12 protein-coding genes are annotated in these 15,698 nt (G+C 62.9%); all 12 read right to left on the reverse strand.

Annotated elements, in window-relative coordinates:
- Nucleotides 1-546 (reverse strand): hypothetical protein (locus QZY07_RS05845; RefSeq protein WP_295400582.1); only part of this gene is annotated, 546 nt, incomplete at its 3' end.
- Between the two features lie 59 nt (nucleotides 547-605).
- Complete coding sequence (locus QZY07_RS05850) at nucleotides 606-1,862, reverse strand: ATP-binding protein (protein ID WP_295400584.1); 1,257 nt, start codon at nucleotides 1,860-1,862, stop codon at nucleotides 606-608.
- A gap of 91 nt (nucleotides 1,863-1,953) precedes the next feature.
- Complete coding sequence (locus tag QZY07_RS05855; RefSeq protein WP_295400586.1) at nucleotides 1,954-2,430, reverse strand: DUF3368 domain-containing protein; 477 nt, start codon at nucleotides 2,428-2,430, stop codon at nucleotides 1,954-1,956.
- Nucleotides 2,423-2,686: a UPF0175 family protein gene (locus QZY07_RS05860; protein ID WP_295400588.1), complete on the reverse strand. Its 264-nt coding sequence runs from the start codon at nucleotides 2,684-2,686 to the stop codon at nucleotides 2,423-2,425. The genes QZY07_RS05855 and QZY07_RS05860 overlap by 8 nt, the downstream gene beginning before the upstream one ends.
- Before the next feature lie 49 nt (nucleotides 2,687-2,735).
- Nucleotides 2,736-6,695: a DNA methyltransferase gene (locus QZY07_RS05865; RefSeq protein WP_295400590.1), complete on the reverse strand. Its 3,960-nt coding sequence runs from the start codon at nucleotides 6,693-6,695 to the stop codon at nucleotides 2,736-2,738.
- Nucleotides 6,696-6,752: 57 nt separating this feature from the next.
- Nucleotides 6,753-8,216 (reverse strand): hypothetical protein, encoded by a 1,464-nt coding sequence (locus QZY07_RS05870; RefSeq protein ID WP_295400591.1) that lies wholly within the window; start codon nucleotides 8,214-8,216, stop codon nucleotides 6,753-6,755.
- Entirely contained in the window at nucleotides 8,213-9,247 is a 1,035-nt protein-coding gene (locus QZY07_RS05875; RefSeq protein ID WP_295400593.1) for a P-loop NTPase, read from the reverse strand. The genes QZY07_RS05870 and QZY07_RS05875 overlap by 4 nt, the downstream gene beginning before the upstream one ends.
- A 272-nt stretch (nucleotides 9,248-9,519) precedes the next feature.
- Nucleotides 9,520-9,933, reverse strand: a complete 414-nt coding sequence (locus QZY07_RS05880; RefSeq protein ID WP_295400595.1) for a hypothetical protein — start codon at nucleotides 9,931-9,933, stop codon at nucleotides 9,520-9,522.
- Nucleotides 9,934-9,978: 45 nt separating this feature from the next.
- The gene (gene brxC / locus QZY07_RS05885; RefSeq protein ID WP_295400597.1) at nucleotides 9,979-13,521 is read right to left on the reverse strand and encodes a BREX system P-loop protein BrxC; all 3,543 of its coding nucleotides are present in this window, start codon (nucleotides 13,519-13,521) and stop codon (nucleotides 9,979-9,981) included.
- Between the two features lie 11 nt (nucleotides 13,522-13,532).
- Nucleotides 13,533-14,111 carry a BREX protein BrxB domain-containing protein gene (locus QZY07_RS05890; RefSeq protein ID WP_295400599.1) on the reverse strand — a complete coding sequence of 193 codons (579 nt, stop codon included), beginning with the start codon at nucleotides 14,109-14,111 and terminating at the stop codon, nucleotides 13,533-13,535.
- On the reverse strand, nucleotides 14,111-14,887 hold the full coding sequence (locus tag QZY07_RS05895) for a BrxA family protein (RefSeq protein ID WP_295400601.1): 777 nt from the start codon (nucleotides 14,885-14,887) through the stop codon (nucleotides 14,111-14,113). The genes QZY07_RS05890 and QZY07_RS05895 overlap by 1 nt, the downstream gene beginning before the upstream one ends.
- Nucleotides 14,888-14,889: 2 nt before the next feature.
- Complete coding sequence (locus QZY07_RS05900; protein WP_295400603.1) at nucleotides 14,890-15,459, reverse strand: BrxE family protein; 570 nt, start codon at nucleotides 15,457-15,459, stop codon at nucleotides 14,890-14,892.
- Nucleotides 15,460-15,698: the final 239 nt, after the last annotated feature.

Raw genomic sequence — 15,698 nt, forward strand, 5'->3', positions numbered from 1 at the left:
ATTGCCACCCGCTATGACAAGCTGGCCCGCAATTTCCTGGCGGGAGTCCATTTGGCTGCGGTCAGCATCCTGCTCACATGATGGAAAGGCTCTGGATCTCAGTGCTAATCCCACACAACATGAATTGATGACACGCCCTAGCTCGAACCACCCGTTTTGCACCTCGAACGGATCGAGCACGTCCCCGAAAGCGTTCTTGCGCGCGTTCAATCGCGCAGCGGCCAGCCGATAGTTATTCCACTCGTAGACGCGATCCCAGGCCCGCGACTTCGGCGCCATGTGATCGACCGAGGCCGCCCCCGTCACCGGGTGAATGCGAAAGCATGAATAGGCACAGACTTCGTTGTAGGCTTGCATCAGATCATCGATCGCCTCGGTCCAATAGGACTCGATCTCAGACGCCGGCAGATCTTCCGGACGGTTGATCGGGACGGAAATGCTGGTGCCATCGGCCTGGACTTCCTGGCGGGTCCGTTGCTTGAAGGCATTGCCCGACCGGCGCGGATGGGGTGGCACCTGACCTGTCATCTCGGCGATGGCACGCAATCCAGGTTGACGCACCTTTGCGTCGAAATCGGGTGGCTCAGGAGCCGGCATAACCCTGATCAACTGTCGTGCCCCTTCCATGAATCCCGATACTGGGACCAGCGGACCCAAAACCGGTCGATGTCGCTTAATGCTCCCCGCAACGCCGCATCGACCTGGTCGATTGCAGCGAGCGACGGGGACTCCTGTCGCAACAAGGCCAGTGCCTGCGTGATTGCCCGTTCCGCCTCCAAGGATCGGGGCTCCTTCAAATCGAAGGCCGACGACGTCAACCAGGCATTGGCATCGCCCTGGCGGCTCCATGGGAATGCTCGGAGCTGCACCTCGCCATGGGCCAGATCAAGCTCCCAGATCGCATCCTTGCGATCGTCGAAGCGCGACTCCGACGAGGCAAGCACCAACGGCGAATGCGTTGCAGTGATCAACTGAACGGGGATCGTATGCGCTCCTGTCAGCGCTTCCATGACATCCAGAAGCGCGGGCACGATGCGACGCTGCCACTGGGGATGCAGGTGGGCCTCGACTTCGTCGATCAAAAAGACGATCTCCTGCGCGGGCGCAACCCCCTGAAGCTCAGCCGAGGCGAGGTGCTCCTGCCAGGTCCACACCAGCAGATAGCCGAGGGAGACGATGCGGCGGATTCCCGCAGAAGCATGGATCAGGGGGACCTGCAAGCCATAGGGCATCTTGATGGTGGGGTGTTTACGCGCATCGCTCAGAGAGACCTTGACCAGGGCGCCGGACTCTAGCGGCTCCTCGTCAGAGGGCGAGAGCGCTCGCAGGACGCTCTGTAATTGCTCGAATGCCTGACCGTTTTCGAGCTGCCAGTTCGACCAGTCCGCGATCAGACCGTTGCAGTACTTGACCGGCTCGGTGAGCGGCAACCCATCCCAAACCGATTGCGGCGAAAACAGATACGCTGCCTGCCGGTCAGGGTTCTCACCCTTCCAATAATTCCGCGCCGGGTCCCACACCGAAAAGCCTCCATCGACTTGGGCGTAGAGCACCAATCCGGGGATGGGCGGGCGTCCCTGGGCCAGAGGCCAGTGTTCGGATTCTCGATCGAACTTGCTCGTGTACTCGTGCCTCCCTCCCCTTTTCTTCGTGTAGCGGTAGGTGATCTGCGGATTGGTTGGGGGACGATGCGGCAGGAGCTTTTGTCGCGCCCAGGTCCGGGTCAAGGCCCACCAGGCCGCGTCCAGCAGGAAGGTCTTCCCCAACCCGTTATCGCCAACCAGGAAATTCATGCGCTCATGGAACGCGATTTCCATGTGCGGAGCGGGACCGACGTCCTGAAATTGCAGGTATTGGAGCATGAGAATCGACCCTACTTTCGGGGTTCGGGGTTCGGGGTTCGGGGTTCGGGGTTCGGGGTTCGGGGTTCGGGGTTCGGGGTTCGGGAAAGGATCACTCGCCCAAGGCTTCCAGGAAGCGATGCACCAGGTCCGGGTGATAGCGGATACCAGCCTGAAGGGCGCGGTCGAGATAGGGCCTCACCGCCGGAATGATCCCGTCCCGTTTCGCCTTGCCCAAAAGTCCGAGGGCGCCGGTCACCTGGAGACCCACCGCACGCGCCATGCGCCGCCCCTTCAACTCATCGATACAGACCTGTGCAATCCCTTCGTCCAGCGCGAGCTGAATGACCGCGGCTTCACCGGCATCCAGCACCGAGGTCACCAGTGGAGGTAGCGGCGACTGCAATCGCTGGTAGGTGAGCCAGACCGGGCGGACGGGAGGATAGCCCACGCTAACCCCATCATCGAGCTCGCGGCGGACCTCCTCCGGCGTAACAAATACAAGGTCCAGCTTGCCCGGGATCTCCAGGGCCTTCATGCGCATCAGCGCGATCAGCGGCCCCGTATTGATGACGATGCGCCTATCCATGGAGGGCAAAGTCGATCTCCAGATCGGCATCGTCTGGCCGCAGATTGCTCATTGGGATGCCAACCCGCACGAGCGCATACAGGAACTCGACGCGGCCCTTGCCGCACAGCTTCGCGGCCTGCCCGGACGACAACTTGCCCTGTTCGTAGAGCTTGGCCGCAAGCAGGAGTCGGGCCTCCTCGGCGAACTCGTCCGGTGAGAGTGCGACATTGACCAGCACGTCGTCGTCGTAGTCGATGATCATCTGATGAGGCATGGTCGGGATTCCGGTTTGGGTCGTCAGGTTCGGGGTTCGGGGTTCAGGGCTAGGGGTCAGGGGTCAGATGGTAGCGGGTGCCACGACCGGCGCCGGTCTTGGTGACCGTGCCCTCGGCGAGCAAGGCGTTGATGGCGCTGTTCCACTGGGCGTCGGTCAGGCCGGTGGCGGCGAGGACCTCGGACTTGCTGGCCCCGCCCTGAGCCGCGGCGATGACCAGCTTGACGGCGTCCAGCATGACCGGATCGGGGGCAGCGGAACCCGTTGCAGGTTTGGAGCCTGGGCCGGCGTTATCTGATCTCGGGACGGTGGGAGTGCGCCGAACCGGAGCCCGTCCGGACGACTTGCGGCTACCGCCGCGGCCGGTGACCGGCGCGGGGGCCTCCAAGAGGCTCTTGAGCGCGTCCTTGACCGCGGCGGAGGTGCGCTCCGCGATGAGACGGTCGACCTCTGCCTGGGCAACCGGGTGCGGCTGCCATTTCCCATTGTCTCCCTCCTTCCAGAAGACCGCTTCCAGTCCGTGGGCGATGGCGAGGCTGCGGTCCGTGGCACACTTGGGCACCACCCGCTCGGGCCAGAGGTGCATCGCGAGGTGTGCCCAGTCGTACTTGCCTTCGCAGAGCGCGTCCCAGGTGGTCTTCAGCTCCTTCTGCCAGGACTTGTTCTGCGGAACGAGCCGCCAGAGCGGGGCGAAGTTGACGATGACGCCGTCGTCCAGGTCGGGGTTCCAGAGCGGCGCCACGCGCTTCACCTCGGCGAGGAAGGCGCGCAGCTCTTCGACTAGCGCCTCTTGCGTGGCGAGATCCTTGCGCTGGGCGGCGGTCGCGCCGTCGCGCAGATCCTTGGCCAGTGCCTCCAAGCGCCGCTCCTCGTGGGCGAGCTTCGGCGCGACATAGTCGTTCTGGACGCGGAAGAGTGTGTCCTTGCTGAAGGCGTGGATGTAGAGCCAGACCGAGTAGCTTGCCGAGGGCGTCGCGAGCTGCCAGTAGATCGGTGCCTTGCGACCGGATCGGGAGTAGTAGTCGAGATGAAAGGCGAACAGTGAGTCGCGGATATAGGCGCGCAGATCGCCACCATTAAGCGCCGTGAGCACCGAAGCCACGTTGTCGCCAAGATGCCCCTCCACCGTCGCCGCGAAGTCATCAGTGCCACCAAGGTCGTCAACGAGGACATCTTTTTGCACGGCTTCGGCAGCCGAGAAACGGCCAAAAGTCTGTCCGGCGGCGACTTGGACGCAGCGAGCCGCACAATCAGCTAAGTCAGTGGAGCAGAACGAGTCACGGTCAGAGGCTGGAACTGAAGCGGATATCGAGGAAACCACAGCACGAGCGTTAGGATCATCTGCCAAGCCGTAGGCTTGGAGCACAGCGTCATCCATTGCAGCTTCGAGCGCGGCTACGTTTGTGATCGCCTTGTCAAACTCCTCGCGAAGGCACTCAGGGTCGAGTCTTGCCAAGCCCGAGAAGGACGACGACAGCTCGACATGAGACCAAAATAATGACTTAGCGCGAACAATCTCTTGCGCACACTCCACCGCTTCATGGAGCCTGTCGCTGCCAGGGTATGGAATTAGCTCTACGTAGCCAGAATACTTGTGCTGCCCGGTGTACAAGTTAATTAGGAACTGAAAGAGCGAACTGTTCATCAGTGCAAGCCCCGCCCAAGCGTCCTCGGTACTCGGAGTCAGACAGGCTTTCCCTTCGACCGTGGACGTAAACCCAGGCGGCAGCATCTGGGCATCGACGTATTCTCCGCGCTTGCCGAAGCAGAGGCCGGGCTTACCATGCTTCTGCACGTTTCGAATAACGGCGGCGCTGTCTCCCCACACTCCGCTCGATGGGTGCATCGAAACTACGTCATGATGCGGGTAGGCGAATCTGCTGTACGAAGTGCCATTGAAGAGGGGCGTCCAATATCCCCTGCCTCGGTCAGGCGATTCCCACGCCACCCGGAAGTATCTCTCGGACTTGAGGGTGTGACCTTCGAAGAGGTCGAAACCTGCGTCGCGCATAGAGGGCAACGTGTCGAAAAGCCTGATCGCAAAAGCTGGAAAAAAGTATCCGATCACCGCATTGGGCAACCGAATCGCTTCACGCACGCCCATCATCACGGCGAGTTTTTTGTCTCGCAGCGCTTCCGCTTTGGCCTCGTTCGTTCGCGCGTCGATCCCGAGAAAACTGTGCCCTGGACCGCCCGGACCCAGGACAAGAGATGCCACTTCCACGTTTGCGTCGAGGATACCCCAGCCGAGGTCCGCTACATCCTGGAGTGCGAATTCGTCGGAGAGCAGGTATCTTCTTCGAAATTTCTCATAGGTGCTCTTCTCGTTGATAGTACGATCAACCACCGTTCCACACATTCCGCCGGTGGCCAGGAGAGTCTGGGCTCGGGCGATGAAGGCACAAAGGATATTCTTGTTCCAGTCCTCGTAGGAGCTAGCGAGATTCGCAGCCGATTTCTCCGTGGGCTCGCCGAACGGTGGATTCATCAGCATCGCGTCGAACTTCTTCTCGGCGACGCCAAGCAGCGCGAGGCCGTGCGCGGTGTCGTCCGCGAAGAGCCGCCGCCTCGTGCTCGTTACACTGGCCTCATCACGCACGAACCGATCAAGTACCGCGCGGATGCGCTCCTTGGGGGGTGCGAAGAGGTCGCCGGTCTGGCCGCGCTTCGCCTGGCGCGCGACGATCTGCTCGACACGGAGCAACAGCCCCAGGTCGCCCGCGAGGCTTAACGACTCGACCAACGCCATGAACACGCGTCCGAGCTCTGCGTCTCCCAGCTTCGCGACGAACTCCTTGGCGATCTGCTCGTCCGCAACCAGCGGCTCGGCCACGACGATGTTCGACCGCCGGATCTGCGGGCGCTCGGCGCGCCCGATCCCGAAGTCGCGATACGCCCTCTGCGCGCGCATCCACAGGGCAAGCTGGGCGATCTGCGCGCAGCGCGGGTCGATGTCGACACCGTGGAGGTTGTGCGCGAGCACGAGTCCGGGGACGGCCTTGCGCAGCGTGTCGAGGCTTGGGTAGTCCGCCGCGAGCGTCCTACCCGTCGCTTCACTCCGCGGGCTCCCCGGGTCGGCCCATGCCTCCTCGTAGATCACGAGCAAGAGGTCGAAGGCGTAGAGCAGGAAGTGCCCGCTGCCGCACGCCGGGTCGAGCACGCGCAGGTCGCGCGGGTCCTTTTTGGCGCGCGGGGCGAAGGTCTCGCCAGGCTTGCGGACCATGTACTCGCACTGGTTGGCGAGCACGGTCTCGGTGCAGCGCATCTCGTACCAGATGCGCCCGAGGGTGTTGTCGGTGAGGAACTGGACGACATAGCGCGGGGTGAAGAACTGGTTGCGCACGGCCAGCTCGCGGCTGTTGCGCGGTGCCTGGCTCTCCTCGCGCATCTTGCGGCGCTCGTCCAGGCCGTTGAAGAATTGGTAGACCCAGCCGATGGTCTCGTCCTCGCCCCAGACGCCGGCGAGCTCGGCCGCGTTCAGGATCGTAAGGAGGTGCTCGAAGGTGGCGCGCTTGGGCCACAGCACGCTCGACGGGTCGCGCCGGTCGAAGAGGACCTTCACCTCGGTCGAGAGCTCGTCGAAGAGTGACTCGATGTAGAGGCGGTATCCATGGTCAGGCAACTGGACCAGGCCCGGCGCCAGTCCGCAGAACTCCTTGAACCCGGCGGATTGCTCGCCGCGGGAGACGCACTCCTGCACCAGACCGCGCGCCTCGAGCATCTTGATTGCGACGAAGCGGTTCAGGGTAATGAAGGCCGCCTCGCGCAGGTAGGTCGCGACCGCTTCCGACGCCCGCTGGCCGCTGGCCCGGTGGTGCTCCACGGCGGCCATCAGCTTGCCCCAGAGCACTCGCTGCGCCGCATCCAAGTGGCCTCCCGGCTTGGCGGCCAGGGTGCCGTCGAGCCGGATGTCGAAGACACCCGCCAACTGGTCGGCGAAGTCTTGCTCAAGCAGTGCCCGGGCAGCCTGGGTGGCGCGCTCGATGCGGTTGCGTGTGTCCTTATCCACGTGGGGCCTCTGGAGCAGGAGTTGAGTTAGCGGAGGCCCCGCCATCGGGTGAGTGCCTCATCCGGCATCCCCCGGTCGCACCGGCCGCACACCGCCCCGACGCCCAAGGCCGTAGCCAACGCGAAAAACATCGGGGATGTTGACCCGGCCATCGCGCAGGCGCAGGAAGATTCCTAAGTTTTCCAGGTCTTGCCGTACCCCGTCCGCTCCCTGGCCGAGATGGGCCGGAGGGAGCCGCTCATTGCGCTCGGTCACGCGACGCTCCAGTTCGTGAAGCGTGTCGGTCTCTTGCCACGCCTTCGCGATGGCCGCGAACGCACAGGGCACGACCTTGCCGTTGAGGGGTACCATCAGCGTGTTGACCCAGGGGTAGTCCTCTTGCAGCTCGCGAACCCTGACCTCGGAGGCGCTTTGTACGCCGCGCTTGATACTCTCGTGATGCAACGGCCAGGTGTGGGTCGGGTAGCGGTCCGCGGTTTCTGCGGCGGCCTTGCGCAGGGCGACGATGAAGGAGCGTGGGCTGGTTCTGCCCCCGGCATCCGCCAGGTGGTTGGGTACCCAGGTGTAGGGGTAGCCGCGGCGGTGATCGCGCCCCATCCAGGGGCCGGCGATGGCATGGAAGACACGGCGCTGCTCGGCCTCGGAGCGCCGCAGCTCGACGGGCGGCAACCAGAGGTCGGAAAACGGCTGGCTGGTGAGTCGCAGCTCGGTTTCCAGCTCCAAACGGAAGGCGCCATCCACGGAATTGCATAGATACTGCCAGAGCAGGGCGTAAAGCTCGTAGGCGGGCCAGTCCAGGTCGACCCGACCGGCCAGGACCTTGGAGGCATCGGCGAAGTCGCCCACCTCGCGCTCGTCGAGCTGGTCGGTGCGCAGGAAGCTCTTGGCGCGCAGGCGCCGGTAGGGGCGCAGATCGAGCATGGCCTGGAGCAGGCCGCGGATCAGGGCGTTCATGGTGCGCCAATTGGAGGCGCTGCGGTCGAGGGCATCGAAGAGGATGATCCAGTAGGTGTCTTCCCGGTCGAACTGGCGGTCGTGCTCGAACAAGGTGCGGTCCATGCGCTCGGGGTCTTGCGCAACGCTCGCCACCCGTTGCGCCCAAGAGTCGCCCTGGGTGACGGCACCGCCGGTCAGGGCATGGAGGATCACGGTGCGCCAGACAAGCCTGGGGTCCTGGCCGGTCTCGACCAGTTGCGCGAGCACATCCGGCCCGGGATAGGCATCGGGGTTGGGTGTCTCGCCGAAACCGGCGACGACTTGGGCTGCCTTCGCCAACCCGGTGTTGGGCGCCCGCTCGGCGACCAGTGCGCGCTGGCGCTTGTCCTGCAAGGCCCGCCACCAAAAACTCTTACCAGCGCCGCGCATGCCGACCACCAACTGGGTATCCGGGTGCAGGGCCTTCGCGTGGGATGCGGGCACATGGATGAAGCGCGCCTCGATCGGCTGCCCGAACAGAGAGGTTTCCTCGGGCAGGGTATCGATCAAGGTCTGGCGGGCAGAGGGCAACCGCGGGTCGCTCATGGGGCGGCTCCCTCGGCGCTGGAAAGCAGCTCATCGAGCCCCGCGAGAAAGCCTCCGGCGGTCGCTGCCACCAACTGTGGATCCAGTGCCGTCAGGCTGCCGAGGGAAGCGATGCCTCGGTGCCAGTAGATGGGCAGCGGCCTGTGGGGAGCGGGGGCATCGTTGAGGTCGAAGCTGAAGCCATCGACCTCCCCGGCCCCGAGCTCGTCGTAGAGATGGTCGCGGAAGATGCCCCAAGAGCGCTCGCGAAACTCGCTTAGGTAGGCATCGCGGTCGGTTTCCGGAATCAGTGCCGCGACGATCTGGAGGCGCTCGCGGATGCGCTCTGCCACACCGTAGCGTTGCCAGTGCTCGAAGAGCAGCCGGTAGCCACTCCATGTCTGCTCCGAATGGATGGCAAACAGCAGGACGGTGTCCGCCAGCTCCGTGACCACGGCGGAGGCGAGGTCATGGAAACCGGAGCGGGCGTCGAGTAGAACGACGTCAGGTGCCTTGTCTGCCTCCAGGACCGAGAGCAGACGCAGCAGACGGCGATCCCAAGCCTCCACCCCAGCGTGACCCGGAAGGTCGAGGTAACAGCGACCGAGCTTGGCCATGAAGTCCCCGGGGTCTGCGCCGTGGCTGGGCACCACCCAAACGTCCCCAGGGAGGTCCTGGGCCATGGGTGCTCGGGCGCTCATGTGGGCGATGACCGCATCTCCCTGTCCAATAGCGTCTTCTACGAACCAATCAACGATGCCGAATTCCGGCTGGCTCGAAGTCGGCAACAGGCTGGCGGAGAGCCCGGGGGATTCCAGGTCTAGATCGAGCACCAGGACCGACCGGCCGAGACGGGCCAGATGCCAGGCGGCCACGGCAGTGGTGGTGCTGCGTCCCACGCCGCCCTTGAGTGAGTACATGGCGATTCGATGCGACGCCCTGGCGGCGTTATGCTCACTCACGGTGGCCCAGGACTGGCCGGTGATCTGGCGGTCGATGAGCCGGAAAACCGGTCTGTCTGTCCCAATAATCAAACCCGGTTCGTTAGCCATGAGACTTGTGTCGGTCAAGGTCTCATCTGCAAAAAGGATCGCGTCTTCGGAAGGATATGCGCGACCCCCCAAGCGATCAGCGCTCTCGACTGCTAGCCGCTGGAGGGCGAGCTCCAACCCCGTTCCTGGGGCCGGGCGCTGTTGGACGATGAAGCGGACCCGCCCCCACAGATCACGGATGGCGATGATTTGTCCGGCCGACTCCAATTCAGACGCGAGTTCGTCTGCCATCGTTCGCAAGACTTCGGGAACGGTGTCGAAACTGATGATGGTCATTTCACTCTCCCGTCTTGACTGGCCTGACTGAGCACTGCTCTTGCATGGAGAGCGCCTTGCCGGTGAGGTTGCACCGTGCCTTGAAGAATTTGGGCCGAATGCCAGTATCGCTGTTCAATGCCCCAGTCGGAGAAAGGATTGGATGCTGGGAGCATCGCGGCATAGTTTGATGCCCCCCGGCCCGATGCAAAGGTGCGGAACTCGCTCCAGAGTTTATCGATGTGAACACGGTGTTTTCGATCTGAAGGTTTGTCGTCTGAATCCAGCGCCATTCCGAGTGCCCGCATGACCTCCTTGAGAGCACACTCCGCAGCTAGACCATAGAAATGGTCGCTGTTTGGCCAACGCTGTGTGGTAACGAGCTGCTCCGCATCGGTCCAATGACGCTGTGCCGCATCTGCAAAGTTCACACTCACTCTCGTACCTCCCGTTCCGATACCATCACAGCGATCATTCTATTGAACCAATACTTTCTTGCCCGCAGCGATGAACTCCAGGCATTCTTCTCTCAGTCCGTCGAGTGCCTGATCGAGCTGATCCTCGCTTTCGATGCCGCCAGCGAAGTAGCTCGACGCCGAGACCTTGACGATGCGGTTGCCGTTCATCGCCCTTAGCAGTTCTTCGATGGCCTTGTCGCGTCGCAAGGGGCAGGCGTCCAGGTCGGCCCGCAGTTGGGGGATGGCGGCAGTGGTCTTGTTGGCGGTGTAGGTGATGAGCGGTTCGGCGATGCGGTGGCGCGATTCTTCGCCGACCTCCTCCCAGCCGGGCGTACCGTGCAGTTGTTGGAGGGCATCCTCGTAAGCCTGCGACCGGGCGTTGAGCGCCTGTTGCAGGCGGGCCTGGTAGGCCGTCTCCAGGGCCTTGGTGTGCTGGTCGATGGACGGCAGCTCGCGATAGAAGGACTCGCGGGCCATCAGATCCTGGAGCTGCTCGACGTGGTTCCGGTCACCGTCGCCGAGGTCTGGCTCGTTCTCCAGGATAGGCCAGAGGCGATCGAGCGCCTGGCGCGCACGGCTCAGGTCGTGGAGCGCGGGTTCCGTCAGGGCCTTGGCGAGCTCAGCTCCCCGCTTGATGGCTTCTTTCAGTTCCTGGTGGCAAGCGGTGAAGGCTTTGAGTGCCTGACAGTCACGCTGACGGCGAAAGCCCACGATGTTGTTCAGCGCCGCGGCCATCACCTCGCCCCCGGGGAGTCCATGTTTGTCGAGCTGGGCGACAAGCTCCCGCAAGGTCTCCTCGTGGCCCTCCGTGGTCTCGCGGATGGCCTGGGCGATGATGTTTTCCTCATACTCCTGGATCTCTTTCCCGAAGCAGGTCTTGTAGGCATCTCCCGCCTCGATGTAGTCGGTGAACTCGCAGTCGGTGGTGCGCGGACGAAAGGATGCCTGGCGGAAGAGGTTGTTATTGGTGAAGTTGGTACGCGCGTCGAGTGACAGGGCGGAGTCGATGATCTGCCCCTTGCTGGTCGCCTCGATCTTGCCGGCGCGCAGCAGGGCGATGACGAGGAGGCGAACGGTGTCAAACTCCCAGCCGAAAGGTTCTTTGGCAAACTCGTCGGTCAGATAACGCCCGCTGGCGGTCTCGCCGTAACTCGTGCGGTTCTCGATACGGGCCAGCACTTCGGCGAGGACTCCGGTCTCCACGTCGAAGACGGGCTTGCCACCCTGGTCGCGAACCAATCCAAGGTCCGAATAGACGGCGGTCAGTCCCCGCAGGTTCTCGGTGGTCAACAGGGAGTCCAGATCGTTCTTGGTGACCCGTGCGGCGGCCTCCTCGAAGCGGTCGAAGACCTCCGGCAGGGCCTGGGAGAGGACCTTAGCCGCTGTGCGGGACACGTCGCTGGCGCCTTCGTCGGGGCTGCGGTCATTGCCGCGGAAAAAGATGGTGCCGTTGAGCAGGGACTGCTTGATGAGACGACGCAGATCGTCCTGATAGCGACGCTGGCGGAGCTTCTCCTCGGCCACTAGGGCGGTCTCGTCCTTGGTATGGGCGCTCCGCTCCTTGCGGGACAACACCTCCTTGGAGCGGTGGAGCTCGACGGTCTCACGGTCGATGGCGTCACCCATGGCAGCGACCCAGAAGACGGCCTTGGTCTCCGTCTGGCTGCGACGGCGGAAGTCCTCTAACTGCTGGTCAAACTCAGTCCCGGTTTCGACCAGGGCCAGATGGAACGGGATATCGCCCTCCACCGCCAATCGCTCACTCAGGTACAGCCCGGCCTTGAAGGGTTTGACGTCCAACAGGCTATGAGACGGCTGCGGCTGCCAGAGGGCGGTCACGGCCTCGGCGTGCAGGCGGGCCGTGTCGCCGGGCTTGGGGATCAAACCCGATCGCTGGCGTTCCCAGTCGTCTTCGGACGGAGTGGGAATCCGGTAGCCATCGTCACCACGACGGACCATGAATCCCTTTTCCAGGGCATCAAGGGCCTGGCGGACCTCGGCTAGGCGTGAATCGGCCTCGATGGCCGGGTGCAGCGCGGCGGCGATGTTCTCGGGGGTGCGATGAACGCTGCGCACGTATTGCAGCAGGCAGATGGTCTTGGCCACCGGCTGGGCGAGCGGGTGCGCGATCTGCTTGCCGATGTCGTCGATCTTGGCGCGGATCTCGCTGCCGATGTTGCCGGAGACGAGATCGTAGATCTGATCCACCCGCGCCAGGGTGCCGAGGGGCTGGCTGGCCAGGTCCACGTCTGGATGGATGAGTAATTGCTGGGCGAGCTTGATGATGGTGCGGTTGGCACCGCCGACGTGCTTACTCGCCCCACCCTGGGTCCGCAAGCCGGAGACGATCTGGATGATGAGGTCGATCTGGTAGGGGAGCAGCGGATAAAGGTCGATGAAGGATTCAGTCGTCAGTTCCGGCAACTTGATGTCGGCCGTGAAGCGGGTGTTGTCGGTCAGTCGGCCACGGTGCTCGGTGAAGCGTTCACGCAGGATCTTTTCGGCCTCGGCATTCTTCGCGAGCACGCGCTTACTGGTCACCTCCGAGATGTCGGAAGGCTCCAGGTGGACCTGAAGCTCGGAGGGAAAGCGGTCCATCAGGCGGGCGAGTTCGACGCGGCGGTCGTCCAGGCCGCCCACCAGCTCGGTCAGCTTTTCCTGGGAGGTGACGAGGATCCACAGCTTGCCGCGCCCGACCCGCCCGAGGCTTTGCACAACCGCCTGGAGATCGAGCATCTTCTGCACGTCACGGGCGACGAACTGGCCCACCTCGTCGATGACGAACAGGAGGTTCTTGCCGGGCCGGCGGCGGGACATCAGTTCTATGCACCGGGCCGCCAGGTCGCCGGGGGTGATGTCGGCGCGTTTCATGGCCGACTCGCGCCAGCTATCGACCGTGGCGTAGGTAGCCGGGTCCATGACGTGCATGACGCGGCTCGCCTGCTGCACGGCGATGGCGATCTTGCCCTTCTCGACGTCCCAGTCCTTGTCGAAGACCTCCCGGTAGTAGGCCTTGAAGGCGTCGAGACGGCCTGCTTCCTCCAACGTGATCTCCAGCTCGGAGAGGTCCAGGTCCCGTGCATAGCCCAGGCTCTGGAGGAAGAGCCGGTACATGATCTCGGTGATGCTTTGATTGCCGGTGCGGATGCCACGGTCGGTGGAGACGTCGAAGATCACCGCCTCGGTGGGGATCTGCTCGGCGATGCTGGTCAGCAGAACCTGGGCCTTGGTGTCCTTGCAGCGTTGGGCGAGCAGTGCCCCAGCGCCCTGTCCGAGGATGTCCCGGTTGGCCAGGGCAAGACCGAGGTACTTGGCGAAGCCGGACTTGCCCGAACCGAAGAAGCCCGAGGTCCAGACGGCGATCCCGTCGTTGGGTTTCTGCCGGGTCGTCCAGTAGTGATCGAAGATCTTCAGAAAATGCGCACGGATCGAGTCGGTGACAACGTATTCGGCCAACTCGTCGCGGATGATCGTCTCGTCGGCCTGATCGACCTTGATGACCTCCTCGATGCGGCGGTCAATGTCGTTGGCGAAGAGGTCCTTGATACTCTCAATGGTCATCACACAGATCCTCAGAAGATCTTGGGCCGGTAGTTGTGCTCGGCATCCAGCACGCCCATGAACCGCAGACCTGCGGCACCGTCCAGCTCACCCGGATAGAACAAGACGGCGGGAACCAGAACCTTGCCCTTGAGCTGCTCCAGCAGCGCGGAGGTTCGGTACATGGGAAAGAGCGCGCCGGCGCGCACGATAAACACCAAATCATGCTGGGGGACGGCGTCGTCGGGGATGCGGCGGGCGACCAGCTCGTCCAGGGGTTGGTACTCGCTCAGGATCTGGAAGATGGTCTCGACCGTGGCCTCCAGGCCCACCGATATTTCAGCGTCGACGAGGGCCTCGCCCCCCATACTTTCCGCTTTCAAGGCCACGGCGAGGCATTCTGCCAACGAGATGATCGTGACCCGCTTGCCCAACTGCTCCAGCCGCGTGCGTAGCAACGCAACTTGGTGGCGCAACCCGAATTCCTCTTCCGGCGGGTAGCGGAAGATGGCATAGGGCATGTCGTGGTAGGCGCTGAGCTGCTGACGGGGATCGGGTTGCTTCAGCACGGGTTCGAGCTGCTGGGTGAGACGTACCTTCCAATCCGGCATCAGCAGAGTTCCTTGGCGTAGTCGGCCGCAGAGGTTGCGGGCAGCTTGAGTTGGGCGAGGCTTCCAGCCGCCTCGTAGTGCAGTTTGCGGAACTGGTGCAGGCGCAGCAGTTCGCGCTCGACGTCGCTGGCATCCATCAGATACATCCGCCAGTCCTCAGCATCAATGATGCGCCGGGCGTTCGCTTCACGCTCCATCATGGCGTGGAGCAGGTAGATAAAGCTTTGTTCTGGCAGATGGTAGGAGACGAATTCCCGCGACTGCACCCCTGAGAGGAGGCCGAAATCGACCCCGAGCTTCAAGAGGCCAGAGGCAACACGTTTGGTCGTGGACTCGGTCCAGTGACCGGACCACTCGATGTCTTTGGTCTTACTCAGGTTGTGCAGGTAGGGAAGCACGTCTTCGGCGCGCAGACGGTAGGTGCCAGCGATGAACTGGGGGTAGAGCCAGTGGACGAGGAAATCCCGAACGAGGAACTCGTCGCGGGTCATGTGGTAAAGGAGGATCGGCTTCCAAATCTCCTGCTCGCAACCGGCCTTGGCAAGCTCCACCAGTGGGTGGTCGCGACCTGCGGGGTCGAAGCGGCGGCTGACTGCCCAGGACACATTCTGCGCCCAAGCGGCACTCTTGGCGCCAATGGTGTTTTCCTGGCGAGCACGCTTCAGATTTTCGGTCTTCGAGACAGTATCATCCCAGCCGCGAAAGACCCTATAGGTTTCTTCGATCAGGGATCCTTTGATGGCGTGACAGGAAGCGACCTTGACGCGAGCCTCCATACTCAGTCCTCAAGCCGCGCATAGGGGATCGCCGGGCTACCTCGTTTACCTCTGGCAAAGCCTGCCGCGAGCAGCGTGATGACGTCGTCATTCGGCTGGTACATTCCGGACAAGGGAACTGAACGGCCCTCAGCCGACCGGCGCAGCTTTCCGACCGCGTCAAGGTGATTTTGATCGATGAGACCAACCTCAACGAGTTCCGTGAGCAGATCCTTCCGGCCTACCTCTGCCAGCACCTCAAAAAAAGGGAACCAGTGCTCGCCTTGGTCCAGCCAATCCTGCCAATGTCCCTCGAATCGATCCTCGACCTCTGCGGGTAGACTCCAAAGTGTCATGCATCCCGGTGGGTCAAAGAGTTCATGGCAACGGCTGTCCGCAACCGCGAAGACGATGCGAGCTTGGGCAAAATAGTGGGTCGAGGGGAAGCCACGCTTAAGCGCCAGCGCGCCATGACGACCAAGGAGACCTTTGGTGTTCCACCAACCCGCCACGTCCATTTCTCCATAACGCGCGACGATCAATCGGAACTTGAACAACCGCTCAAAGTCGATGTGAGAATTCGCCTCCGTCATGTCCGATCTCCGCTCGCAATGTCGATGACGCTACCCGGCCCCATGCAGCCTTCAACGTCAGTCGTTGACAACGATGCAGGTCACACGCCGTCCTTGTCCCCTAGGGCGTGTCATCAATTCATGTTGTGTGGGATTAGCACTGAGATCCAGAGCCTTTCCATCATGTGAGCAGGATGCTGACCGCAGCCAAATGGACTCCCGCCAGGAAATTGCGGGCCAGCTTGTCATAGCGGGTGGCA

This window comes from uncultured Thiocystis sp. (assembly GCF_903866365.1).
In the GTDB taxonomy this organism is placed as follows: Bacteria; Pseudomonadota; Gammaproteobacteria; order Chromatiales; family Chromatiaceae; genus Chromatium.